Annotated in this window: 21 protein-coding genes and 1 pseudogene; 12 read left to right on the top strand and 10 right to left on the bottom strand. The window is 71.8% G+C overall.

What is annotated here, in order from left to right; all coding sequences use genetic code 11:
- Positions 1–3 precede the first annotated feature (3 nt).
- Together SLAV_RS39875 and SLAV_RS41420 are read right to left on the bottom strand one after the other, a co-directional pair.
- Positions 4–1113 (bottom strand): iron-containing redox enzyme family protein, encoded by a 1110-nt coding sequence (locus SLAV_RS39875; RefSeq protein ID WP_031943757.1) that lies wholly within the window; start codon positions 1111–1113, stop codon positions 4–6.
- Between the two features lie 298 nt (positions 1114–1411).
- Positions 1412–1496, bottom strand: a pseudogene (locus tag SLAV_RS41420).
- Between the two features lie 158 nt (positions 1497–1654).
- Between SLAV_RS41420 and SLAV_RS39870 the strand changes: the two are divergent.
- Positions 1655–2035, top strand: coding sequence for a cupin domain-containing protein (locus SLAV_RS39870; protein WP_030237785.1), 381 nt, complete (start codon positions 1655–1657; stop codon positions 2033–2035).
- A 98-nt stretch (positions 2036–2133) separates the two neighbouring features.
- Here the strand turns inward: SLAV_RS39870 and SLAV_RS39865 are convergent, their stop codons facing one another.
- Positions 2134–2490 (bottom strand): nuclear transport factor 2 family protein, encoded by a 357-nt coding sequence (locus SLAV_RS39865; protein ID WP_030237782.1) that lies wholly within the window; start codon positions 2488–2490, stop codon positions 2134–2136.
- 170 nt (positions 2491–2660) lie between these two features.
- Here SLAV_RS39865 and SLAV_RS39860 point away from each other — a divergent pair, with 170 nt between their 5' ends.
- From SLAV_RS39860 to SLAV_RS39850, 3 genes are all read left to right on the top strand, one after another.
- Positions 2661–4070, top strand: coding sequence for a pyridoxal phosphate-dependent decarboxylase family protein (locus tag SLAV_RS39860; protein WP_030237779.1), 1410 nt, complete (start codon positions 2661–2663; stop codon positions 4068–4070).
- Between the two features lie 197 nt (positions 4071–4267).
- Positions 4268–5152 carry a DUF2268 domain-containing putative Zn-dependent protease gene (locus tag SLAV_RS39855; RefSeq protein WP_030237776.1) on the top strand — a complete coding sequence of 295 codons (885 nt, stop codon included), beginning with the start codon at positions 4268–4270 and terminating at the stop codon, positions 5150–5152.
- A gap of 160 nt (positions 5153–5312) precedes the next feature.
- Positions 5313–5942, top strand: a complete 630-nt coding sequence (locus SLAV_RS39850; protein WP_030237773.1) for a DUF4865 family protein — start codon at positions 5313–5315, stop codon at positions 5940–5942.
- 113 nt (positions 5943–6055) lie between these two features.
- On the opposite strand, the gene SLAV_RS39845 is transcribed toward SLAV_RS39850, so the two are convergent.
- The 3 genes from SLAV_RS39845 to SLAV_RS39835 are packed head-to-tail and all read right to left on the bottom strand — an operon-like array spanning position 6056 to position 10674.
- Positions 6056–7753, bottom strand: coding sequence for a nitrite/sulfite reductase (locus SLAV_RS39845; RefSeq protein ID WP_030237769.1), 1698 nt, complete (start codon positions 7751–7753; stop codon positions 6056–6058).
- A 33-nt stretch (positions 7754–7786) separates the two neighbouring features.
- A complete protein-coding gene (locus SLAV_RS39840) occupies positions 7787–8965 on the bottom strand; it encodes a hypothetical protein (RefSeq protein ID WP_031943758.1) in 1179 nt (392 codons plus the stop codon).
- Positions 8962–10674, bottom strand: coding sequence for a hypothetical protein (locus SLAV_RS39835; RefSeq protein ID WP_031943759.1), 1713 nt, complete (start codon positions 10672–10674; stop codon positions 8962–8964). Before SLAV_RS39835 ends, SLAV_RS39840 begins: the two co-directional genes overlap by 4 nt.
- Positions 10675–11081: 407 nt before the next feature.
- Here SLAV_RS39835 and SLAV_RS39830 point away from each other — a divergent pair, with 407 nt between their 5' ends.
- The 7 genes from SLAV_RS39830 to SLAV_RS39800 are packed head-to-tail and all read left to right on the top strand — an operon-like array spanning position 11082 to position 17347.
- Positions 11082–11765 (top strand): phosphoadenylyl-sulfate reductase, encoded by a 684-nt coding sequence (locus tag SLAV_RS39830; RefSeq protein ID WP_031943760.1) that lies wholly within the window; start codon positions 11082–11084, stop codon positions 11763–11765.
- A 26-nt stretch (positions 11766–11791) separates the two neighbouring features.
- Entirely contained in the window at positions 11792–12337 is a 546-nt protein-coding gene (gene cysC / locus SLAV_RS39825; RefSeq protein ID WP_100661368.1) for an adenylyl-sulfate kinase, read from the top strand.
- A gap of 53 nt (positions 12338–12390) precedes the next feature.
- Positions 12391–13260 carry a sulfate adenylyltransferase subunit CysD gene (gene cysD / locus SLAV_RS39820; RefSeq protein ID WP_233109175.1) on the top strand — a complete coding sequence of 290 codons (870 nt, stop codon included), beginning with the start codon at positions 12391–12393 and terminating at the stop codon, positions 13258–13260.
- A 2-nt stretch (positions 13261–13262) separates the two neighbouring features.
- A complete protein-coding gene (locus SLAV_RS39815) occupies positions 13263–14543 on the top strand; it encodes a sulfate adenylyltransferase subunit 1 (protein WP_031943763.1) in 1281 nt (426 codons plus the stop codon).
- Positions 14531–15670, top strand: coding sequence for an aliphatic sulfonate ABC transporter substrate-binding protein (locus tag SLAV_RS39810; protein ID WP_233109170.1), 1140 nt, complete (start codon positions 14531–14533; stop codon positions 15668–15670). The genes SLAV_RS39815 and SLAV_RS39810 overlap by 13 nt, the downstream gene beginning before the upstream one ends.
- A 5-nt stretch (positions 15671–15675) precedes the next feature.
- The gene (locus tag SLAV_RS39805) at positions 15676–16461 is read left to right on the top strand and encodes an ABC transporter ATP-binding protein (RefSeq protein ID WP_031943765.1); all 786 of its coding nucleotides are present in this window, start codon (positions 15676–15678) and stop codon (positions 16459–16461) included.
- Positions 16448–17347 carry an ABC transporter permease gene (locus tag SLAV_RS39800; RefSeq protein WP_031943766.1) on the top strand — a complete coding sequence of 300 codons (900 nt, stop codon included), beginning with the start codon at positions 16448–16450 and terminating at the stop codon, positions 17345–17347. The genes SLAV_RS39805 and SLAV_RS39800 overlap by 14 nt, the downstream gene beginning before the upstream one ends.
- 29 nt (positions 17348–17376) lie before the next feature.
- Here SLAV_RS39800 and SLAV_RS39795 read toward each other — a convergent pair whose 3' ends face one another.
- The 3 genes from SLAV_RS39795 to SLAV_RS39785 all read right to left on the bottom strand — a co-directional run bounded on the left by SLAV_RS39795 (position 17377) and on the right by SLAV_RS39785 (position 20626).
- Entirely contained in the window at positions 17377–18111 is a 735-nt protein-coding gene (locus tag SLAV_RS39795; RefSeq protein ID WP_031943767.1) for a sirohydrochlorin chelatase, read from the bottom strand.
- Positions 18112–18125: 14 nt separating this feature from the next.
- Positions 18126–18905, bottom strand: a complete 780-nt coding sequence (locus SLAV_RS39790) for an AfsR/SARP family transcriptional regulator (RefSeq protein ID WP_233109171.1) — start codon at positions 18903–18905, stop codon at positions 18126–18128.
- Positions 18906–19264: 359 nt separating this feature from the next.
- A complete protein-coding gene (locus SLAV_RS39785) occupies positions 19265–20626 on the bottom strand; it encodes an MFS transporter (RefSeq protein WP_159038079.1) in 1362 nt (453 codons plus the stop codon).
- 224 nt (positions 20627–20850) lie between these two features.
- On the opposite strand from SLAV_RS39785, the gene SLAV_RS39780 reads away from it, so the two are divergent.
- Positions 20851–21450 carry a TetR/AcrR family transcriptional regulator gene (locus tag SLAV_RS39780; RefSeq protein ID WP_031943770.1) on the top strand — a complete coding sequence of 200 codons (600 nt, stop codon included), beginning with the start codon at positions 20851–20853 and terminating at the stop codon, positions 21448–21450.
- Positions 21451–21526: 76 nt separating this feature from the next.
- On the opposite strand, the gene SLAV_RS39775 is transcribed toward SLAV_RS39780, so the two are convergent.
- On the bottom strand, positions 21527–21988 hold the full coding sequence (locus SLAV_RS39775) for a nuclear transport factor 2 family protein (RefSeq protein WP_031943771.1): 462 nt from the start codon (positions 21986–21988) through the stop codon (positions 21527–21529).
- Positions 21989–22016 lie beyond the last annotated feature (28 nt).

Below are 22016 nucleotides of genomic sequence, written 5' to 3'. Positions count from 1 at the left end.
GGCTCAGCCCGCGGCGACGGGCGTGCGCTCGGCGGCGGCGGCCCGGTCCGTGCCGGGCCGGGCCAGGTCCAGGCGCTCGTCGAGGTGCCGGGCCGAGGAGTTGGCCCGCCACAGGGCGCCCCGGGCGATGCCGCGGCGCATGTACGCGGTGTCGGCGCTCGGGATGACCACGTTGTGGAACCAGCCCGCCGCGTGCTGCGAGTCGATGGTGATGTGCAGCCGGTGGTAGGTGATGCCGACCTCGGGCAGGCCCAGGCGCTCCCAGGCCCGGACGACGTTGCGGAACCGGTCGGGGGCCAGCCACTCGGTCATGCCGAGGAAGCCGACCGCCTCCGGGTAGAGGTGGCGGTACCGGCACAGCAGCACCGCGAGGTTGCCGGAGTGCAGGTCGGTGGTGGTCATGGCGGCTTCGAGGTCCTCGGTGCGGACGTCGAACACCTCGTAGATCTTGTTGAAGAGGTGGGTGTGCACGGCCTCGGGATCGCCGTTGCCCATCTCGTCCCAGTAGTTCCCGGCGATCTCCATCTTGCTGGCGCCGGCCGTACCGATCTGCATCATCGCGAGGAAGTCGTCGAAGCGGCCGTCGATCAGCGACTCCTGGATGACGTAGGTGCGCAGGTCCTCGCGCTGCGCCTCGCGGTTGATGAAGTCGGTGTAGTAGGGGTGCTTGAAGGCGCGGTGCTTGCGCACCAGCTGCTTGAGCCAGGACAGGAACTGCTTGGGCTCGGTGGGCGCCGACTCCAGGAGACCCGGCTCCAGGTGGGCGTCCTCGGCGGCCAGGGTGGCGTTCTCCAGCATCCGGGTGACCTCGTGCAGCAGCACCGAGCCCTCGGCCGTCGGCTGGTCCGGTATCTGCATCACCGTCTGGTAGATGCGCGACAGAAGGAGCTGCTGGTGGTAGTGGGCGTCGGCCCGGTCGGGGCCGGCGACGGCGGCGGAGTTCATCTCGCCGACCGCCTCGACGACGCGCGAGCGCTCGCCCAGGAACTTGGCGTCGATCTCGTCGGCGTCCACGGTCAGCCAGGAGGAGACCTCCTCCACGAGCGCGGCGGCGTCGGTCCTGCGGATCGTGGGCACGGTGTGGTTGTCGGTGCTGGGCAACTGCGTCTCCATGTCTCTCGGGGTCGCTCGGAAAACGACGCCTGTTCGGGTCGCGCCGGAGATGGGGAAGTGGGTGCGGATCCGTCGACGGGACCCGCGGGCGGAAGGGCCCGGGGCGGGCGGGATGCCGGTGGGCGGAGTGCCGGCCGGCCGCGCCCGCACCGCGCGCCGCGTGCCGCGGGTCCGGGGACGAAGGGAGGCGCTCGCGGGGCCCCGCACACTGCTGCGGGTGGGTGCGGGGCCCCTCATGCCAAAGACACGCGCACCCCTGGTACCGGATCGGGATGCGCGTGCCTGGGATGAGCACCAGCGGAGAGGGCAGGATTCGAACCTGCGTGGGCAGAGCCCGTCCGGCGAGTTTCCGGACCCCATTAGGCCGCTTTGGGAACCTCTCCTCGGCCTTTCTGTGACATCAGCTTGGCACGGGACGGCTGACAGCGTGCTGATGAATATCTGAGAAGGGAATACGGGCACCGGTCAGGGGGCCATCAGTGGTGACTGGGATAGTCGAAGACGATCGAGCCACTACGAATCTGGTACCAGGGGAGTTCCCGTGAGCGCCGAGACCGCCAAGATTGCCGTATCGCGTCTGTACGCCGACGAGAACGGGGAATCGCATTTCATCGACGAGACGCTTGAGGTGACGGCGGTGAATTTCGCCCCGCCCGCGCCGTCGCTCTTCGTCTCCGAGGGCGTGCCGGCCAAGCAGGCCGTCTACCTCTACATCCCGGCCGGATGGTTCGGCGACTTCCACCCGGCGCCGCGCCGCCAGATCATGACCCTGGTCAGCGGCCGGATGGAGTGCGGTGTCAGCGACGGCACCTGGCGCACCTTCGTGCCCGGCAACACCCAGCTGGTCGAGGACACGCACGGCAAGGGCCACGCCACGAAGGCGCTGGAGGACTGCGTGATGATCGTCTCCCAGCTCGGCTGACACCGGCGGGGAACGGCGCGCGAAAGCGCGGAAGCGCGAAAGGAGGGGGCACGGGCCGCATGCGGCCCGTGCCCCCTCCTTTTCGGGTTTTCCGGGGATCAGCCCTTGACGTAGCCGAAGCTCTCGACGATCAGTCCGCCTTCGAGGCGGGTCACGTTCACGCCCCGCACGAAGTCCTGCGGACCGCCGCCCCAGCGCAGCGTCCAGCGGCACACCGCGCGCTCGCCGGCCGTCCAGACCTCCTCCACCTCGAAGGTCATTCCCTCGTTGCCCGCGATGGCGCTCCAGAACTGCAGACATTCGTCGTAGCCGACGTGCTTGGAACCGTCGGGAGCCGGGCCGGAGTTCTCCAGCCGGCAGTTCTCGGCGAGGAGGTCCTTCAGCAGGCTGGGGTCGTGCTGCTGGAATGCCTGGTTGAACTGGTCGATAACCTTGCGTGTCTGCTCGTCGGACATCGGGACTCCTCATGTCTCATGGCTCGGCACGGGCGGCCCGCCGGTCGGACCGGGCCACAGGAGAAAGTAATACAGTCCAACGGCCCGTGAAGTCCACGGAGTCGGGGTAACCGGTTGTTCCGGCCAAATTCGTCAGTCGTACGTCAGTGCCCGCGCCCTAGGTTAGTACTATGACCACAGCAGACAGTGCGCCTCTCGCATTGGCCTATCAGCAGGCCACCGAATATCTGGCGGGTCTCGCCGATCGGCCGGTCGGTGCCACTGCCGGTTCCGAACAATTGCTGAAAATGTTCGGTGGCCCGCTGCCCGCCGGGCCGGGCACGGCGACCGACACCATCGAACTCATCGGCCGGGCCGTCGCCGAGGGCGGCATCCCCACCGCCAACGGCCCCCGCTACTTCGGCTACGTCACCGGCGGCACCCTCCCCGTGGCCATCGCCACCGACTGGCTCGTCGCCGCCTACGACCAGACCGCCAGCCTCTACAACCTCTCACCGGCCATCGCCGTCGCCGAGGACGTCGCCGCGCAGTGGGTCCTGGAACTCCTGGGCCTGCCCGCGCACGCCTCCGTCGGCTTCCCCACCGGCTGCACCATGGCCCACCTGACCTCCCTGGCCGCCGCCCGCCACAAACTCCTCGCCGAGGCCGGCTGGGACGTGGAGCGCGAGGGCCTGGGCGGCGCGCCCGACGTGGCCATCGTCGCCGGCGCCCAGCACCACATGACCATCGACCTGGCCGCCCGCTACCTCGGCTTCGGCACCGCCCGCATCCGCAACGTGCCGGTCGACGACAAGGGCCGCATGATCCCCGCCGAACTGGAGCGCACCCTGGCCGGCCTGGACGGGCCCGTCATCGTCTGCGCGCAGATCGGCGACGTCAACTCCGGCGCCATCGACCCGGTCGGCGAGGTCTGCGACATCGCGCACCGGTACGGGGCCTGGGTGCACGTCGACGGTGCCTTCGGCCTGTGGGCCGCCGCCAGCCCGCGGCTGCGCCCCCTCGTCGAGGGCGTGGAGCGGGCCGACTCCTGGGCGCTGGACGCCCACAAGTGGCTCAACGTCCCCTACGACTGCGGGATCGTGGTCATCGCGCACCCCGAGGCGCACCGGGCCGCCATGCTCAACGAGCGGGCCGGGTACCTCCCGCCCGGCACCGACGGGGAACGCGACGCGATCGAGTGGGTCCCCGACTTCTCCCGGCGCGCCCGCAGCCTGCCGGTCTGGGCCGCGCTGCGCTCCCTGGGCCGGTCGGGGGTCGCGGACCTCGTCGAACGCTGCTGTGCGCACGTGCGGCGCTTCGAGGGGCACCTGGCGGGGGTGGAGGGGGTGGAGCTCCTCAACGACGTCGTCCTGAACCAGCTGTTGGTCCGCTTCGGGGACGACGACCGGGTCACCCGGAACGTGATCGCGCGGATCCAGGAGAGCGGCGTCTGCTGGTTCGGCGGCACGGTGTGGGAGGGCCGGGCCGCGATGCGCATCTCGGTCGTCAACTGGCGCACCACCGAGGACGACGTGGACCGCAGTGCGGCCGTCATCCGCGAAGCCCTTGCCGCGGAGCTGGCCGCCGCCCCTTCCTCCTGACCCCCCTGTTCACCCCCCACCCGGGCCGGGTCCCCGTCAAGGGCCCGGCCCGGCGCTTTCCGCTGCGCGGAGCGGAGCCGTCCCCTGTCCGTCGGGTCGTGATCGACCGGGTGAGTCAGGTGGTGGTGCGGGAGGAACCGGGGCGGAGAACCTGACGGTTGAACCTCCCGTAACGTGAGGCCCTACGGTCCCAGGTCATGAAGATCATTGTTCATGACACGGCGTCCGCCATGCTCGATCTCCTGCAGCGCCCGCTGACGGAGCGGCCCGAGGCCCTACGGGACATGCTCAGCCCTCTGCACGGCGTGATGTCCGCGGTGGGCATCGACGTGGTCCAGATGCACCGGATGGGCAGCGGCTTCCGGATCGACCGTGAGGACCCGCGCTACCTGACGGCCCTGGGTCAGATGCGGGACGCGGACGTGTGGGGCCGGATCGCGGACTGTCTCGCCGCGGCGTGGGAGCGACTGAGCGGTGCGGTGCCCGGCGTCAAGACCGCCGAGACCGTGCATGTCGTCCTGGTACTCGGAGACCCCGATGACGACCTGCTGACGGTTCGCAACGCCGGCTACCTCGGTATGGGGGGCATCCCGGGGGCGATCCAGCTGACGATGTGGCCCACCGAGACCAGCCTGGCGAAGATCGGCTACGTCGCGGCGCACGAGCTCCACCACAACGTGCGCTATGCCAATGTGGTCTGGAATCCGATGACGGTCACGGTCGGCGAGCAGGTCGTGGCCGAGGGGCTGGCGGAGGCGTTCGTGCGGGAACTGGCGGGTGCGCCGGCCATGGGGCCCTGGGCGACGACGCTGTCCGGCCCGGAACTGGACGACGTCTACGAGAAGGTCGCGGCCGGGATCGATGTGGCCGGGATGCAGAACCTGCCCGCGTACGTGTACGGCGACGCCACCGCACGGCACATGGGGCACCAGCCCGTCGGACTGCCTGACTTCGCCGGATATGCGGCCGGCCTTCGGATCGTGGACGCCCACCTGGCGGCCTCCGGTCTGACCGCCGCCCAGAGCACGGCGCTGCCGGCACGCGACATTCTCACGAACGCAGGCGTACCGAGCGGCGCGTGACGCACCCCGCGGTTCGCTCGGCGAGGGGCGGCGGGACGACCGGCCCTGCCTGCTTCCAGGTTGCCGAAGCCCATGTCCCACGCAGACCGCACCGGCCCGTCGGCCAACCGACCACCAACCACAGACCACAGACCACAGACTGAGGAAGGCAACACCTCTCGTGTACGCCAAGCAGTACGAGATCACCCTGCCCGCCGACTACGACATGAAGATCATCCGCCAGCGGGTCGCCGCAGGCGGCCACGTCCTCGACGACCGCGCGGGGCTGGGCCTCAAGGCGTACCTCATCCGCGAACGCGGCACCGACAACTCGCCGGTCAACCAGTACGCCCCCTTCTACCTCTGGAACGACACCGGCGCGATGGCCCACTTCCTCGTCGGCGGCGGCGGATTCCAGAACATCATCCGGGACTTCGGCCGCCCTGCCGCCCTCCACTGGACCGGCATCGCCTGCCACGCCGGCCCCGCCCGCACAGCGCTTCCCCGGGCCGCCTCGCGCCGCGTGACCCCCCTGCCCTACGACGCGGACCTGGACGGCACCGGACTGGGCACGTCGAGGCTCATCGAGCGGGAGGCCGAGCAACTACGGCAGCTCTCCTGCCACAGCGGCGTCCACACCGCAGTACTGGCCGTGGACCCCCACCACTGGCAACTGCTGCGGTTCGTGCTGTGGGAGGACACCTCCGTCCCGGACCAGAGCGCGACCGAACACTACGAAGTCCTGCACCTGTCCGCCCCCGGCCTTGCCGACCTGCCCGAAGGACGAGCCCTCGCATCGCCCCGGCGGTAGCTGGAGTGCTCGTGTGCGGTCGGCGGTCGGCGGTCGGCGGTCGGCGGTCGGCGGTCGGCGGTCGAGGGCGGGGTGCGGGCGGCCGGCAGGCGCCGGATGTGCTTGCGGGCGGGTTACTGCAGGGCGGACTCGTCGCAGCGGGCTACCCAGGCCGCGAAGGGTTCCGACTCGTCCGTGCGCCCCGCCAGGTAGGCGCGGGTGAGGCGTTCCACGTAGTCCGGGAGGTCCGCGGCCGTCGTCTTCAGGCCGCGGAGCTTCTTGCCGAAGCCGCCCTCCTGGTCCGCCGCGAGGGTCAGGCTGCCGCCCAGGTGGACCTGGAAGCCCTCGACCTGCCGGCCGTCCTCGTCGGCGACCAGCTGGCCCTTGAGGCCGATGTCCGCGACCTGCGTACGGGCGCAGGAGTTGGGGCAGCCGTTGACGTTGACGGTCAGGCCCACGTCCTCGCCCGCCAGCCGCTTCTCCAGCTCCGCGACCAGCGTCGCCGCCCGCTCCTTCGTCTCCACGATCGCCAGCTTGCAGTACTCGATCCCGGTGCAGGCCATCGTGTTCCGCCGCCAGGGGGAGGGGCGGGCCTGGAGGCCGATCTCCGCCAGGTCCGTGATCAGGGGCTCCGGATCGGCCACGTCCAGGACCAGCAGTTTCTGGTACGGAGTCAGGCGTACCCGCCCGCTGCCGTGGGCCTCCGCCAGGTCGGCCAGTGCCCCCAGCCGCGTCCCCGACAGGCGGCCGGCGACCGGCGCCGCGCCCACGTACGACAGGCCGTCGTTCTGCGGGTGTACACCGATGTGGTCGATCGGGGCCGGGGGGAGCGAGGGGGCCGGGCCGTCGAGGAGGGGGCGGCCCAGGTACTCCTCCTCCAGGACGCGGCGGAACTTCTCCACGCCCCAGTCGGCGATCAGGAACTTCAGGCGGGCCCGCCCGCGCAGCCGCCGGTAGCCGTAGTCGCGGAACAGGCGGGCCACCGCCGCCCACACGTCGGGGACCTCGGCGAGGGGCACCCACACCCCGACGTGCCGCGCCAGGACCGGGACGGTCGACAGGCCGCCGCCCACCCACATGCCGAAGCCCGGCCCGTGCTCGGGGTGGACCGCGCCCAGGAAGGCCAGGTCGTTGATCTCGTACGGGACGTCCGGCAGCCAGGACACCGCCGTCTTGTACTTGCGCGGCAGGTTCGACAGCGACGGGTCGCCGATGTAGCGGGCGGCGATCTCCCGTACGGCCGGGGTCGCGTCGAGGACCTCGTCGGCGCCCACCCCGGCCACCGGACTGCCGACGATGACGCGCGGGCAGTCCCCGCAGGCCTCGGTCGTCGACAGGCCGACCTCCTCCAGCCTGCGCCAGATCGCGGGCACGTCCTCGATCCGCACCCAGTGCAGCTGGATGTTCTGCCGGTCGGTGACGTCCGCGGTGTTGCGGGCGAAGCGCACGGAGACGTCGGCGATCGCCCGCAGCTGGTCGGCGTCGAGGGTGCCGCCGTCGCTGCGCACCCGCATCATGAAGTGCTCGTCCTCCAGCTCCTCCGGGGCCAGCGAGCCGGTCCGGCCGCCGTCGATGCCGGGCTTGCGCTGCGTGTACAGCCCCCACCAGCGCATCCGGCCGCGCAGGTCGTCGGGATCGATGGAGGCGAAGCCCTCGCGGGAGTAGATCCGCTCGATGCGCTCGCGCACCAGCAGCGGGTCCTCGACCTGCTTGAACTCCTCGTTGGCGTTGAGCGGTTCCCGTTCGCCCAGCGCCCACTGGCCCTCGGGGCGCTTGGCGGCGGGCCGGGCGGTCCGCGCGGTGCGGACCGGCGGCGCGACTGTTTCCGTCATGAGTCCGTGCTCCTACGGGGAGGGGGGAGGGGGTCAGGCCGTGCCGAGGTTCGCCACCGGGACGATCATTCCGCTGGGCAGCCAGCTCGTCGTCCCCTCGTGGTGGTGGCCGCCGGAGCCGCCGCTGCCGGGTACGTAGAGCACGGCGGTGGCGTACAGCCGGGCGGGCGCCGGGCCCGAGGTGCCGCGCGCCAGGCGCCAGGCCTCGTACCCGGAGGCGGTGGGCGGCTCGCCCGGGAGGCGGGCGCCGAGCGCCGTCAGGTACTCGACGGCGGCGGGGCCGTTCGGCGCGTACCGCAGGGGGACCAGCTGGCCCGCGCCGGGGGACAGCAGCGGGGCGGTGAACAGCCAGGGCGCCAGGTAGGTGCCCTCGGCGGTGGTCCGGCCCGCCTCCACGTCGCGTACGGCGCCTTCCGCGCCCGCCCAGCCGGCGGTGACGACCAGCGGCCGGCGGGTCGAGTCCGGCCGTCCTACGGAGACGCCCGCGCGGGCGGCCGCGGCGCGCACCTCGGCGGCGGCGGCCCGGCCGCGCGGGGAGCCGTCCTCGGCGAGGGCCAGGGAGCGGGCCCCGCGCCCGGCGAGGAAGCCGACGGTCTCGCGCAGCGCGGCGGCGTCCGCGTCCGTGAGCCGGTCCGCCGGGCAGCCGGCCAGCGGCCCGGGGCTGCCGCCGACGACGGCTCCGGCGGCGGCGCTCGCGCACTCCGGCCCGTCGGCGCCCCGCACGTCGGCGCGCGGGCCCCCGCCGCCCGCCCGGCCCGTGTCCACCGCCAGCGGCGCCAGGGCCCCGCCTGCGGAGACCCACACCCGCGCGGGTCCGGCGGGCAGTTCGACCGGTACCCAGGTCAGGGTGGAACCGGGCCGCCGCTCGCCCTTGACGAGCCGGTCGCGGCCCGTCCCCGCGGAGGCCCCGTCGGCGCCGACGGCCACCAGGTTGTACCCGGGCCGGTTCGGTACCACCAGCACCGGGACCTGCCGGGCGCCCAGTCCGAGCGAGCCCAGCAGCGGACCCCCGGCGACCGGCCGCGCCGGGGCGCCGGGTCCGGCGGGCCCGCCCGGGAACCACAGCCCGGCCGCGACCGCGCAGGCCACCGCCGCGGCGAAGTACGCCGAGGCGGTGGTGCGGCGGCGCAGCAGCCCGGTGCGCAGGAGCAGCACCAGGCCGAGTGCCAGGGCGGCGGTCAGGACGACCGCCGCCGCGAGGACGGCGCTCACCGTCGTACGACGCTGTCGCTCACCACGAACAGCACGCCGTGCGGCTGGGCGTCGCCGGTGTCGCCGTGCGGCCAGGACGCCCGGTTGAAGCCCACGCAGGGCTTGCCGGTGTTCTCGTCGCGGAAGGAGCGGTCCAGGGAGACCTGGCCGCGCCGGTCGAGGTCGAACATGCACACGCGGTGGTCGCCGCCGCCGCCGAAGGACCCGGCGACGAAGTAGTTGGCGACCGCGATCCGGCTGACGTTCTGCGTCTCGCGGTAGACGCCGTCCGCGCCCCGCCGGAAGTTGTCCATGGCGCCCCAGTGCGGGCCGCCCGAGCTGACGTCGCGGATCGGCACGGTGCTGACCAGCTCCGGGCAGTCCCGCTCGTGGCCGCCGCGGCTCGCCTCGGCCAGCTCGTCGACCGAGCACTGGGCCCCGTTGCCGGCGGCGAGGAGCTTCTGGATGTCGAGGACGTAGATCATGCCGGTGGTCTGGTCGAGGGGCTTGCCGTAGGGCACCGACTGGCCCATCACCGTGTGGAAGAGGAACCGGTCGTCGGGGCTGACGGCCAGCCAGCTGCCGTTGTCCCCGCTGCCGGTGACACCCGTGTCGCGCTGGAAGCTGCGGTAGGCGGTGGTGTCGTCGAAGACCTCCTTCCACTGCGGGGCGGGCGCGGTGATGTCCGGGGTGTAGAAGACGGCCCCGCCGGCCATGGAGGAGACGAACGCGCCCTTGTGGCCGGGCCGGTTGGTCAGCGCGGTCTCCATGACCACCCGGGACTCGCGGAAGAAGGCACGGGGTTCCTGTGCCCCGCGCGGTCCGTCGGCGACCTTGGACACCGAGCGCAGCGCCGGGTTGTTCCGGTCGGTGATGTCGAAGACGCGGACGGTCTGGCGGGCCAGGTTCTCCTTCAGCACCGAGTCGGGCGTCATGAAGTTGCGGGCCTCGGCGAAGTCGCTCGCCACCATGACGTTCAGGTCCTCGCGGACGGCCACCCCGTGCGGGTTCGCGCAGGTCGCGGCGGGCAGCGCCGGGACGTTGCCGCACTGGGCCGGGTCCTCGCCGGCCTCGGTGGCCGCCGGGATCTCGGCGAGGGTCCTGCCGTCCGGGCCGATCCGTACGATCTCACCGGGGGAGCCGGCGGCGCCGTTGCCGACCCGCACCTGGCCGTTGGTGTAGGTGCAGGGGCCGGTCACGTTGGGGCCGCCCATGTACGTGCCGTACGCGGTGCCGTCGCTCAGCACCTGGTAGGCGTCGGGCAGGGTCCCGCAGGGGGTGTCGACGGTGGAGTTGACCCCGGCGATGGTCAGCGCGGGCAGCGCCTTCGCGTCGAAGACGAAGGTGGTGTCGCTCATGATGCCGCCGGCGTAGATCCGGTCGCCCTTGTGCCACACGTACTGCATGTGGTGCGGCTCGTTGCCGTTGTTCGGGCCGACGGTGACGGTGTTGGCGACCTTGCCGTACGTGGGGGAGCCCGGGGTGGCGTCGATGACGGTCAGGAAGTCGGGCGCGGGCTGCTTGGCCGGGCCGGCCCAGACGAGCATCCACTGCCGTCCGGGGCCGTTGGAGGCCGGTACCAGGTGGTTGGTCGCCGAGTAGGTGACGCCGTCGGTGCCCTGGAAGGTGGAAGTCCAGGTCACCGGCGTGCCGGCGGCGGCGGGTTCCGCTCCGGTGAGCATGGAGGCGGTGAGTCCCACCGCCGAGAGACAGAGCGCGAGGCGGCGCATCAGCCTTCCTCGCCGCAGTCCTTGTCCTTGCAGTCTCATTTCTCCGCGTGCCCTCTCCGGGGATGTCGGCCAGAATACTAAAACCGGCCAGTGGGTGGCTTTGTTCGCTGGATCCGCACCTTCTGGCCCGTCGGCCAGCACGGGATTCGACGCAATTTTCGGCCCACTATGGCACAGGGGTGCTGGCGGTCCGCTGATAGCCGCCTTACCGCTCCCTGACCGCGCCCCGCAAATCCCCAGAAATGCTCGAAATCCCAGGTGAGAGGCCCATGGTCGCTCCTTCTGGCCGTTCGGGCCGAAAATGGCCGCGATCAGCGAACCGTCAGTGCTTTACGTGTCCGCATTGCTAATCTCGGCGGAGCGAATTCCTGCCCGTGCGCCGCTTTCCCCAGTAAAGGAGCCGCCGGATGACCGATCTCGAAATGCTGGCCGAACGGGCGGGCCGGGAACTGGAGGATGCGCTCGCGCCGGAAATCCTGCGGTGGGCCGCCGATACCTTCGGGAGGAAATTCTGCGTGACCTCCTCGATGGAGGACGCGGTGGTCGCGCACCTCGCGTCCCGGGTGCTCCCGGGGGTGGACGTGGTGTTCCTGGACACCGGCTACCACTTCGACGAGACGATCGGTACGCGTGATGCGGTGGAGGCGGTGATGGACGTCAACGTCATCACCCTGACCCCGCGCCAGAGCGTCGCCGAGCAGGACGCGCAGTACGGCCCCGGGCTCCACGACCGGGACCCGGACCTGTGCTGCGCCCTGCGGAAGGTCAAGCCGCTGGAGGAGGGCCTGACCGGGTACGACGCCTGGGCGACGGGCCTGCGCCGCGACGAGTCCCCGACCCGGGCGGACACCCCGGTCGTCGGCTGGGACGGGAAGCGCCGCAAGGTCAAGGTCTCCCCGATCGCCCGCTGGACCCAGGACGACGTGGACGCGTACGTGGCCGAGCACGGGGTGCTGACCAACCCGCTGCTGATGGACGGTTACGCCTCCGTCGGCTGCGCCCCCTGCACCCGCCGGGTGGCGGAGGGCGAGGACGCGCGGGCCGGCCGGTGGGCCGGACGCGGCAAGACCGAGTGCGGACTGCACGGCTGATGACCCGACATACGGAGAGCGAGCAGATGAGCGTGAGCGACCAGGGCGCCACCGTGTGGCTGACCGGGCTGCCCAGCGCCGGGAAGACCACGATCGCGTACGCGCTGGCCGAGCGGCTGCGCGCCGAGGGCCACCGGGTGGAGGTCCTCGACGGCGACGAGATCCGCGAGTTCCTCTCCGCCGGGCTGGGCTTCAGCCGCGAGGACCGGCACACCAACGTGCAGCGGATCGGGTTCGTCGCCGAACTCCTGGCCAGCAACGGCGTGAAGGCCCTCGTCCCGGTGATCGCCCCCTTCGCCGACAGCCGCGAGGCCGTCGCGAAGCGCCACGCCGCCGCGGGCACCCCGTACCTGGAGGTGCACGTGGCCACCCCGGTCGAGGTGTGCTCCGAGCGGGACGTGAAGGGCCTGTACGCCAAGCAGGCCGCGGGCGAGATCTCCGGCCTGACCGGGGTCGACGACCCGTACGAGGCACCGGAGGCACCGGACCTGCGCATCGAGTCGCACCACCGGACCGTCCACCAATCCGCAGCGGAGCTCTACGCGCTGCTCGACCAGAGGGGTCTCGTGTGACCACCGTCGTTCCCCTGCGCAAGGCGGCCAGGACCTTGCACCACCTGGACTCGATGGAGTCCGAGGCGGTGCACATCTTCCGTGAGGTGGCGGGTGAGTTCGAGAAGCCGGTGATCCTGTTCTCCGGCGGCAAGGACTCGATCGTCATGCTGCACCTGGCGCTGAAGGCGTTCGCGCCCGCGCCGGTACCCTTCACCCTGCTGCACGTGGATACCGGCCACAACTTCCCCGAGGTCCTGGCCTACCGCGACCGCGCCGTCGAGAAGCACGGACTGCGCCTGCACGTGGCCTCCGTCCAGGAGTACATCGACGCCGGCAAGCTCCGCGAACGCCCCGACGGCGTCCGCAACCCGCTGCAGACCGTCCCCCTCACCGAGGCCATCCAGCAGCTGAGGTTCGACGCCGTCTTCGGCGGCGGCCGCCGCGACGAGGAGAAGGCCCGCGCCAAGGAACGCGTCTTCTCCCTGCGCGACGAGTTCTCCCAGTGGGACCCCCGCCGCCAGCGCCCCGAACTGTGGCAGCTCTACAACGGCCGCCACGCCCCCGGCGAGCACGTCCGCGTCTTCCCGCTCTCCAACTGGACCGAGCTCGACGTGTGGCAGTACATCGACCGCGAGGGCATCGAACTCCCGGAGATCTACTTCGCCCACGAACGCGAGGTCTTCCAGCGCAACGGCATGTGGCTGACCGCGGGCGAGTGGGGCGGCCCCAAGGACACCGAACCCGTCGAGAAGCGCCTCGTGCGCTACCGCACCGTCGGCGACATGTCCTGCACGGGTGCCGTCGACTCCGACGCGACCACGCTCGACGCCGTGATCGCCGAGATCGCCGTCTCCCGCCTCACCGAGCGGGGCGCCACCCGCGCCGACGACAAGCTCTCCGAAGCCGCGATGGAAGACCGCAAGCGCGAAGGGTACTTCTAACCATGGACGTTCCCGCGCTGCTGCGCTTCGCGACCGCCGGTTCCGTCGACGACGGCAAGTCCACCCTGGTCGGCCGCCTGCTGCACGACTCCAAATCGGTCCTGGCCGACCAGCTGGAGGCCGTCGAGGCCGCCTCCGCCCGGCGCGGCCAGGACACCCCGGACCTGGCGCTGCTGACCGACGGTCTGCGCGCCGAGCGCGAGCAGGGCATCACCATCGACGTGGCCTACCGCTACTTCGCGACCGCCCGGCGCCGGTTCATCCTCGCCGACACCCCCGGGCACGTGCAGTACACCCGCAACATGGTCACCGGCGCCTCCACCGCCGACCTGGCCGTGGTCCTCGTCGACGCCCGCAACGGCGTCATCGAACAGACCCGCCGCCACGCCGCCGTCGCCGCCCTCCTGCGCGTCCCGCACGTGGTCCTCGCCGTCAACAAGATGGACCTCGTCGGCTACCGGGAGACCGTCTTCGCGAAGATCGCCGAGGAGTTCACCGCGTACGCCCGCGAGCTGGGGATCCTCGACGTCACCGCCATCCCGATCTCGGCCCTGGCCGGGGACAACGTGGTCGAGCCCTCCGCACACATGACCTGGTACGGCGGCCCCACCGTCCTCGAACACCTCGAAACCGTCCCCGTCACCGACGAGTCCACCGCCGCCCGCGCCCGCTTCCCCGTCCAGTACGTGATCCGCCCGCAGACCGCCGCCCACCCCGACTACCGGGGCTACGCGGGCCAGATCGCCTCCGGCGTCCTGCGCGTCGGCGAGGCCGTCACCGTCCTGCCCTCCGGCCGCACCAGCACCATCGAGGGCATCGACGCCCTCGGCAGGCCCGTGGACACCGCCTGGGCCCCGCAGTCCGTCACGCTCCGGCTGAAGGACGACGTCGACATCTCGCGCGGCGACCTGATCGCCCCCACCGCCCTCGCCCCCACCACCACGCGGGACGTCGCCGCGACCGTCTGCCACGTAGCCGACCGGCCCCTCACGGTCGGCCAGCGCGTCCTCCTCAAACACACCACCCGCACGGTCAAGGCGATCGTCAAGGAGATCCCCTCCCGGCTGACCCTCGACGACCTCTCCCAGCACCCGGCCCCCGGGCAGCTGGTCGCCAACGACATCGGCCGCGTCGTCGTCCGCACCGCCGAACCCCTCGCGCTCGACGCCTACGCCGACTCCCGCCGCACCGGCTCCTTCCTCCTCATCGACCCGGCCGACGGCACCACCCTGACCGCGGGCATGGCCGGCGACGCCTTCACGGAGCACGAATGGAGCCTCTGAGCATGTTCCGCGCCCGCCGCGCCCGCCGTACGCGCCCCGCCGCGGCCCTCCTCCTGCTGCTCGCCGCCCTCACCTCCTGCGGCTACGGCTCCCGGGCCGACCAGGTCCCCGCCGCCGCCCAGGCCCCCGCGGGCGGGGCGGGCGCGAAGCTCTCGACGGGCTCCGTGACCCTCGGCTACTTCCCGAACCTGACCCACGCCACCGCCCTGGTCGGCGTACGGGAAGGGCTGATCCAGCGGGAACTGGGCGGCACCGCCCTGAAGACCACCACCTTCAACGCCGGTCCGGCCGAGGTCGAGGCCCTCAATGCCGGCTCCGTCGACATCGCCTTCATCGGCCCCTCGCCCGCCGTCAACGGCTACGTGAAGTCAAAGGGCCGCAACCTGCGGATCGTCTCCGGCTCCGCCTCCGGCGGGGTCAAACTCGTCGTGAACCCGGAGCGGATCAAGACCCTCGACGACCTCAAGGGCAAGCGGATCGCCACCCCGCAGCTCGGCAACACCCAGGACGTGGCCTTCCTCAACTGGGCGGCCACGCGCGGCTGGAAGGTCGACGCGGCCAGCGGCAAGGGCGACGTGTCCGTCGTCCGCACCAACAACGCCATCACCCCCGACGCCTACCGGTCCGGTTCCGTCGACGGCGCCTGGGTGCCCGAGCCGACCGCGTCCAAGCTGGTCACCGAGGGTGCGACCGTCCTGCTCGACGAGAGCGACCTGTGGCCCGACGGGAAGTTCGTGATCACGAACGTCGTCGTGTCGCAGGAGTTCCTCAAGGCGCACCCGGACGTGGTGGAGGCCGTTCTCAGGGGCACGGTGAAGACCAACGAGTGGATCAACGCCCACCGGGACGAGGCCAAGGCCTCCGCCAACGCCGCCCTGAAGACGCTCAGCGGCAAGGAGCTGGAGCCCGAGGTCATCGACCGGGCCTGGCCGGGCATCGTCGTCACCGACGATCCGCTGGCCGCCACCCTGCGGGCCCAGGCCGACCACGCCGTAGCCGCGGGCCTGCTGGAGCGGCCCGACCTGACCGGCATCTACGACCTCGGGCCGCTGAACGAGGTCCTCGGTTCCCTGCACAGGCCCCCCGTCACCCCGCCGGGTCCGGGCTCCGACGACCAAGGGAGGTGACCGCGATGGCGACCGCCCTGATCAACGCGGAGCACACCACGGCCCTCGCCCGGGCCGTCCGCATCGAGCACGTCTCGAAGTCCTTCCCCGGCCCGGCCGGACCGCAGTCCGTCCTGGACGACATCAGCCTCGATGTCGCTCCCGGGGAGTTCGTCACCATCCTGGGGGCCTCGGGGTGTGGCAAGTCCACCCTGCTCAACCTGGTCGCGGGACTGGACACCCCGACCGCCGGCGCCGTCACCACCGAGGGCCGTCCGGCCCTGATGTTCCAGGAGCACGCCCTCTTCCCCTGGCTCACCGCGGGCAAGAACATCGAACTCGCCCTGCGCCTGCGCGGAGTGGCCAAGAACGACCGCAGGCCCGAAGCCGAACGGCTGCTGGAGCTGGTCCGGCTCGGCGGCGCCTACGGCAAGCGCGTCCACGAACTGTCCGGCGGCATGCGCCAGCGCGTGGCCCTGGCCCGGGCCCTGGCCCAGGACAGCCGCCTGCTGCTGATGGACGAACCCTTCGCGGCCCTCGACGCCATCACCCGCGACGTCCTGCACGGCGAACTCACCCGCATCTGGGCCGAGACGGGACTCTCCGTCCTCTTCGTCACGCACAACGTCCGCGAGGCCGTCCGCCTCGCCGAACGCGTGGTCCTGCTCTCCTCCCGGCCCGGCCGGGTCGCCAAGGAATGGACCGTGGACATCCCGCAGCCGCGCCGCATCGAGGACGCGGACGTCGCGGAGCTTTCCGTCGAGATCACCGAACACCTGCGTGGGGAGATCCGCCGCCATGGCTGGCACTGACCTCGGGCCTGCGGGGACCCGGCCGTCCCGAGAGCTCCGCGCCGCCTCGAACGAGCTGGCCGGACTCGACGCCCTCGACACCCACCAGGGCGCCCGCACCTCCCTGCGCCGGGTGCTGTCGGGCAAGGTGCTGCCGCCCGCCGTCGCCGTCGCCCTGGTGCTGACGGTGTGGCAGGCGCTCACCTGGGCCCGGATCACCGACGACTACATGCTCCCGCCGCCCTCCGCCGTCTGGCACAGCCTGAGCGACCTCTGGTTCCGGGGCACCCTCCTCGACGTCGTGTGGACCAGTGTCTGGCGCGGGCTGTCGGGCTTCCTGCTGGCCCTGGCCATCGGCACCCCGCTCGGCCTGCTCGTCGCCCGCGTGAAGTTCGTGCGCGCCGCGATCGGGCCGATCCTCCAGGGCCTGCAGTCCCTGCCCTCGGTCGCCTGGGTCCCCCCGGCGGTCCTGTGGCTGGGCCTGGACGACTCGATGATGTACGCCGTGATCCTGCTCGGCGCCACCCCCTCCATCGCGGGCGGTCTCGTCTCCGGCATCGACCAGATCCCGCCGCTGTTCCTGCGGGCCGGCCGCAGCCTGGGCGCCACGGGCCTGCGCGGCGCCCGGCACGTGGTGATGCCCGCCGCCCTGCCCGGCTACCTGGCCGGCCTCAAGCAGGGCTGGGCCTTCTCCTGGCGCTCCCTGATGGCCGCCGAGATCATCGCCAGCTCCCCCGACCTGGGCCTGGGCCTGGGCCAGTTGCTGGAGTCGGGGCGCGAGACCTCCGACATGGCGCGGATCTTCCTCGCCATCGTCCTGATCCTGCTGGTCGGCGTCGTCGTCGACCTGCTGGTCTTCGGCCCGCTGGAACGCCGGATGCTGCGCCGGCGCGGCCTGCGCCCGTGAGGGGCCGGGCGGACCGGGACCGGCCCCGGTCAGCCCGTCAGGGCCGGGACGCGGACGGCCGCGTCGTAGCGGAGCAGGACGAGGCGGGCCAGTTCCGGGGCGGCGCCGAGCACCGCGCCCAGGACGTCCGCCCCGGCACTGCGGGCGCCCTCCGCGATCCGGTCCGGGAGCCGTCCCGGCGCCAGGACGTACGGGGCGACCGCGATCCGCCGGGCGCCCCCGGCGCGCAGCGCCCGTACGGCGTCCTCGGTGCGGGGGCCGCGGGAGGCGCAGGCGTGGCGTACGGAGTGCCAGCCGCCGGTGCGCTGCCACCGCCGGGCGATCCCGGCGAGCGCGGCGGCCGCCTCGGGGTCGCCGCTGCCCGCGGCCGCGAGGACCACGCCGGTCGTGGCGCGGTCGTCCGGGGCGAGCCCGGCCTCGTACAGCCGGCGTTCGAGCGCGGCGATCAGCAGGGGATCCGGTCCCAGGACGGGGGTCCGGCGCACCGTGAGGGACGACGGTGCCCGGCGCAGGGCGTCGGGCAGGTCCGTCTTCGCGTGGAAGGCCCGGGTCAGGAGCAGCGGCTGGACCACCAGCCGGGGGGCTCCGTGGCGGGCCGCCCGCGCCAGCTCCTCCGGTACGGAGGGGGCGTCGAAGTCGAGGAAGGCCGTGCTCACGCGCAGTCCGGGCCTCGTCGACCGGATCCGGCGGGTGAGGGCGCGGACCGTGGCCGCGTGGCGCGGATCGCGGCTGCCGTGCGCGACCAGCAGCAGGGCGTCGCCCATGTCGGGGCTCTTCCCTAGCTCGCGACGAGGGCCGGCACCGGCCAGTAGGGCTCGTTCTGGAGCAGCATCGGGTCGTGGGTGAGGATCGCCCGTTCGTACTGGCTCAGTACGGGGGAGGGCTCGATCCCCTGTGACTCGATCATGTTGTGGCGGCACTGGCGGTAGACCGTCAGGGCGTCGAGCTGGCGGCCGCAGCGGTACAGGGCCCGCATGAGGAGCATGCAGAACTGTTCGTGGTTCGGGTTGCGGGAGTAGAGCTCGGTCAGCTCCGGGAGGATCCGTTCGTGACCGCCGGTGCGCAGTTCGAGATCGTAGAGCAGAATGAGCGCCGAATTCCGGGCCTCCATATATCTCGTGGAGGCCGTCCGGCAGATCGGTCCGCCGGCCAGTCCGCCGAATACGGGACCCCGCCAGCGGGAGAGTCCGGCGCGGAGATCGGCGACGTTCTGGCGGTGTTCGGACAGGGTGTCCGTGCCGGTTCTCGCGTGGATCGCGTCCACGGTGTCGAGGAAGAGGTAGGCGTCGAGTTCCCACCGGTCGAAGAGGAACATGTAGCCGGAGGTGCTCGTCACCACCCGCGATCCCTCCCGGTCCGGCTCCACCGCGGCCAGGGTTCTGCGCACCCGGCTGACCTGCGCCTGGAGGGCGTTCTCGACCTTGTTGGGGGGTGTGGTCCCCCAGAGTTCGAGGATGAGGGAGTCGACGGTGACCAGCGATCCGCCGGCCGCGAGCAGGGTCGCCAGGAGCGTCTGCTGCATGGCGCCGCCGAGCCGCACGGCGACCCGCTGTTTCATTATTTCTATGGAGCCTAGGACTGAGAACAGCAACACAAACATCTCCCCGCGAGATGGAAAGAGAACGGTGTCGTGTGCACTGGCGCCGGGTGATCGATTCGGTGCCGGAAGCGGTACTCAAGCGGTACTGAATTCCTAGTGGACCGATCGGTCCCGACCGTACTTGGTCAGGTAGGAGCGTGTCAATGAAGCCAATGACCCCCCGCCCTCCGTCCGGAGGCCCCGCCGGGGGGGGTGAACGCGACGAAGGCCGTGCAACACGTCCGGCGCCGGATGCGGGGGATCCAATGGGTGCGCCAGACGTGTTGCACGGCCGATCGGGGGGAGGGCGTCGCCGCCGCGGCGGCGACGCCCTCCGGTCAGGCCGCGGCCTTCCGGCGGTAGCGGGCGGCGCCCGCCAGGGCCACGAGGGTGACGGCGAGGGTGATGACCGTGACGGTCCACAGGCCCGCCCGGTACGGGGCGATCCCGCCGGTGGAGAGCGAGAACGCGGTGGCGGTGACGGCGATGACCACGCCGTTGCCGATCTGCGCGCCGGCGTTGAACAGGCCCGAGACCAGGCCCTGCTCGTCGGGCTCGGCGGTGCCGACGGCCGCGATGTTCAGCGCCGGGTAGACCGCGGCGAAGCCGAGGCCGCCGAGGAGCTGCTGCGCGAACAGCGTGACCAGCGGGTCGACCTGACCCATGAGCAGGACCCAGCCGAGGTAGCCGATGCTCAGCAGGACCAGGCCGCCGGTGGCGACCGGCCAGGCGCCGTACTTGGTGACCAGGGCCGCGCCGTAGCGGGCGGTGCCCGCGGTCAGCACGCCGCCGAGGAGGAAGGCGAGACCGGCCTCCAGCGGGGTCCAGCCCAGCTGCTCCTGGTAGTAGAGGGTGAGCACGAACTGGAAGGAGACGTAGGCGCCGAAGAAGAGCATCGAGACCAGGGCGCGGGTCAGCTGGCCCTTGCGGAAGACGGAGAGCGGTACCAGCGGTGCCGGGTGCCGGCTCTCGACCACGGCGAACAGCGGGAAGAGCACGGCGGCGGCGATGAGCGAGCCGATCGTCTGCGCGTCGCTCCAGCCATCGCTGGCGGCCCGGCTGAGCCCGTACACGAGGGCCACCGCGCCGGCCGTCACCGTGACGGCGCCGAGGATGTCGAGGCTGCCGCTCTTGCCCTTCTCCTGCTGGGCGGGTACCACGGAGGAGGCGAGCAGGGCGACCAGGACACCGGCCACGGCCGGGGCGAACAGGACCAGGCGCCAGGAGACGCCCGCCATCAGGCCGCCGAGGATCAGGCCGAGCGAGTAACCGGCCGAGGCCACGGCGAGGAAGGTGCCGAGCGCGCGGTTGCGTGACTGCTCGTCACGGAAGGCGTCGAGCAGGATCGCCATGGCGGCGGGTGCGGTGATGCCGGCGCTGACGCCCTTGAGGAGACGGGCCACGACCAGGAGCACTCCGTTGTCGGCGATGCCGCCGAGGACGCTCGCCAGGACGAACACGGCCAGGAAGCCGATCAGCAGCTTCTTGCGGTTGTAGAGGTCGGCCAGCCGGCCGCCCAGCAGCAGGAACCCGCCGAATCCGAGGGCGTAGGCGGAGACGACCCACTGGAGGGCGGAGGTCGACATGCCCAGGTCCGCCTGGACGAGGGGGAGGGCCGGTCCCATGCTCGCGATGTCCATCGCGTCCAGGAACTGCACCGCGCACACGACCAGGAGCAGCAGGGGCAGGCTCTTGACCACGGGGGCGGACGGTAACGCCGTCCGTGCGATGGGGGGAGAGGTCGGTGATGCCTCGGTCATGATCAGACTCCGATCGGAGTGTCGTCGGAAGCAGTGTGGGCCGCAACATGGTGAAGAATGACGGACCGATCAGTCCGGGACTGATCGGTCCATTTCTAGCGCTCACAAACCCCGCTGTCAAACGTATGCTGGGATCCGCGGGGGAGAGGGGAAGGAGTTCAGACATGGCGCGTACACCGGCACCAGGTACGAGGCGGCGGATTCTGGAGGCCTCGGCCAAACTCTTCGGTGAGCAGGGGGTCCGGGCCGTCGGCATGCAGCAGGTGATCGACGCGACCGGAGTGGGCAAGAGCCTGCTCTACCGCGAGTTCGCCAGCAAGGACGAGCTCATCGCCGCCTGGCTGCGCGAGAGCGACGCGCAGTGGTGGGAGCAGGCCGAAGAGGTGACGGCCCCCCACAGCGGCGACCCGGCCCGGCAGATCATGGCCCTGATGGAGTTCTTCCAGGCCAGCGTCAGGGAACCGGACTTCCACGGCTGCATCTACTACAACACCTCCAGCGAGTTCCGCGACCCGGCGCACCCGGGCCGCCAGGAGGCGACGCTGCACCTCAAGGGCCTGCGCAACTGGCTGCGGGACATGGGCGCCCAGGCCGGCGCCGAGGACCCCGACGCCCTGGCCGACACGCTGATGCTCGTCATCGGCGGCCTCCTGGCCAACGGCGAGGTGCTCGGGGTGGACGGGCCCGCCCGGATGGCCCTGGCCACCGCCGAGCTCGTACTGCGCCAGCACTGCCCCAACGCCCTGGCGGGCGCCGCTCTCTGACCCGCCCCGCCCCACGGGACCGGCCCCGCGGCACCGAGGTGCCGCGGGGCCGGTGCGTCCGCGCCCGAGGCTCCCGTCAGGGGCCCGCGACACCGGTGCGCCGGGGCTGGGCCGCGCGGACGGCGACGCCGTGCTCCTCGTAACCGTCGTTGTAGACGAACGACGAGGGCATCCTGTCGTGGAACTGGTAGTCGGCTTGAATTCGCCCGTCCTCGGCGAGCACGACGATGTCCTGGCCGGACATCTCCATCTCGCCCGAGGCCGCCGAGACCATCACCCAGTTGAACCGGACGACGTCGTGGTGGCCGGTCGCGTTGTTCGAGGACCGGAACTCGTACCCCATCGGGCCGTACACCTGGTGCGTGTACGCCAGTTGCTCCAGGAGCGCCGCGTGCCCCCGGATCGGGTCCTTGCGGTAGAAGACGTACGTGCAGTCGGGCGCGTACAGGGCGTGCACCATGTCGCGCCGGCGCTGCGCGTCGGTCTCGTTCCACAACGCGACGTAGCGCGCGAGGAGTTCATTGGGTCGGGGCAGCATGACGGTGTACCTCCGGTTCTGCGGGGAC

It is taken from the genome of Streptomyces lavendulae subsp. lavendulae, assembly GCF_002803845.1.
GTDB lineage: Bacteria > Actinomycetota > Actinomycetes > Streptomycetales > Streptomycetaceae > Streptomyces > Streptomyces lavendulae.
The sequence above is the reverse complement of the archived record's forward strand: the minus strand, read 5'-3'. Positions and strand labels throughout refer to the sequence as shown.

Bases quoted from the DNA above. Each gene is read 5' to 3' on its own strand.
- SLAV_RS39790 (WP_233109171.1), bottom strand. From the start codon at position 18,905: ATGAAACAGCGGGTCGCCGTGCGGCTCGGCGGCGCCATGCAGCAGACG.
- SLAV_RS39875 (WP_031943757.1), bottom strand. From the start codon at position 1,113: ATGGAGACGCAGTTGCCCAGCACCGACAACCACACCGTGCCCACGATC.
- SLAV_RS39805 (WP_031943765.1), top strand. From the start codon at position 15,676: ATGGCGACCGCCCTGATCAACGCGGAGCACACCACGGCCCTCGCCCGG.
- SLAV_RS39815 (WP_031943763.1), top strand. From the start codon at position 13,263: ATGGACGTTCCCGCGCTGCTGCGCTTCGCGACCGCCGGTTCCGTCGAC.
- SLAV_RS39855 (WP_030237776.1), top strand. From the start codon at position 4,268: ATGAAGATCATTGTTCATGACACGGCGTCCGCCATGCTCGATCTCCTG.
- SLAV_RS39775 (WP_031943771.1), bottom strand. From the start codon at position 21,988: ATGCTGCCCCGACCCAATGAACTCCTCGCGCGCTACGTCGCGTTGTGG.
- SLAV_RS39845 (WP_030237769.1), bottom strand. From the start codon at position 7,753: ATGACGGAAACAGTCGCGCCGCCGGTCCGCACCGCGCGGACCGCCCGG.
- SLAV_RS39800 (WP_031943766.1), top strand. From the start codon at position 16,448: ATGGCTGGCACTGACCTCGGGCCTGCGGGGACCCGGCCGTCCCGAGAG.
- SLAV_RS39810 (WP_233109170.1), top strand. From the start codon at position 14,531: ATGGAGCCTCTGAGCATGTTCCGCGCCCGCCGCGCCCGCCGTACGCGC.
- cysD (WP_233109175.1), top strand. From the start codon at position 12,391: ATGGAGTCCGAGGCGGTGCACATCTTCCGTGAGGTGGCGGGTGAGTTC.
- cysC (WP_100661368.1), top strand. From the start codon at position 11,792: ATGAGCGTGAGCGACCAGGGCGCCACCGTGTGGCTGACCGGGCTGCCC.
- SLAV_RS39860 (WP_030237779.1), top strand. From the start codon at position 2,661: ATGACCACAGCAGACAGTGCGCCTCTCGCATTGGCCTATCAGCAGGCC.
- SLAV_RS39830 (WP_031943760.1), top strand. From the start codon at position 11,082: ATGACCGATCTCGAAATGCTGGCCGAACGGGCGGGCCGGGAACTGGAG.
- SLAV_RS39835 (WP_031943759.1), bottom strand. From the start codon at position 10,674: ATGCGCCGCCTCGCGCTCTGTCTCTCGGCGGTGGGACTCACCGCCTCC.
- SLAV_RS39795 (WP_031943767.1), bottom strand. From the start codon at position 18,111: ATGGGCGACGCCCTGCTGCTGGTCGCGCACGGCAGCCGCGATCCGCGC.
- SLAV_RS39865 (WP_030237782.1), bottom strand. From the start codon at position 2,490: ATGTCCGACGAGCAGACACGCAAGGTTATCGACCAGTTCAACCAGGCA.
- SLAV_RS39780 (WP_031943770.1), top strand. From the start codon at position 20,851: ATGGCGCGTACACCGGCACCAGGTACGAGGCGGCGGATTCTGGAGGCC.